Source organism: Parvimonas sp. D9, from assembly GCF_035282565.1.
In the GTDB taxonomy this organism is placed as follows: domain Bacteria; phylum Bacillota; class Clostridia; order Tissierellales; family Peptoniphilaceae; genus Parvimonas; species Parvimonas micra.
Window position 1 is genome coordinate 1 of sequence record NZ_JAYKBM010000035.1, and the last position, 643, is coordinate 643.

Sequence of the window (643 nt, forward strand, 5' to 3'; positions counted from 1 at the left end):
ACCTTAGGCTAATGCTGTGGGCCTTTCACCTGAGACCACCCGCTCAGTGTCAGGCCGGAAGGCCCATAGTTTGTACAGTGAGGAATATAAGGACCTAGAAAGTCGGTCTTGATTGTACGTTATAAATATGGTATAATAGGTCATTGGGGTGGAGATTGCTATGACTAGTGTGGTACTCGGATTACGTTTGGCCACGGTCATAATGTTCTTTGCTATTGCGTTTACGTATGTACGTAATGCAGAGTGCCTTGACTATGTCCACTATTTGCGCCGTAAATCCATGGCAGCGATTTCGGTGGGTGTGGTCTTCGGTTTTTCTCCCCCGAGACTGTTTGAACTGCTGAACGATCCGTTACCTGCTTCTGTGGCCGAGTGCATGCGCATTGTCGGCCTTTGTTTATTCTTGGCGGGGGCCATGTTGTGGGCACGCTCAACCATCGTCCTTAAGGGCGGGGATAAGCGGCTTGAAAAAAGGAGCATGTGGATCAACTTTGCGTTGATCCTGTGCTGCTTGATAACAGGTGGGATTCTTCGGTGAATGACTATGGTATTTTATCTGCACTGACCCCTCACTTTTCAATATTGCTCGGCGTCTTCTTTGGCACGGTAGCTAGATACAGCTTAATGGTCAGAGAAGGCGAGG

Annotated in this window: 1 protein-coding gene; it reads left to right on the top strand. The window is 48.7% G+C overall.

Going from position 1 to position 643, the window contains the following annotated elements; translation table 11 throughout:
• Positions 1-160 precede the first annotated feature (160 nt).
• On the top strand, positions 161-538 hold the full coding sequence (locus VJI94_RS07890) for a hypothetical protein (protein WP_324008946.1): 378 nt from the start codon (positions 161-163) through the stop codon (positions 536-538).
• The last annotated feature ends 105 nt before the right edge of the window (positions 539-643 follow it).

Coding starts and splice junctions, on each gene's coding strand:
- VJI94_RS07890 (WP_324008946.1), top strand. CDS start 161: ATGACTAGTGTGGTACTCGGATTACGTTTGGCCACGGTCATAATGTTC.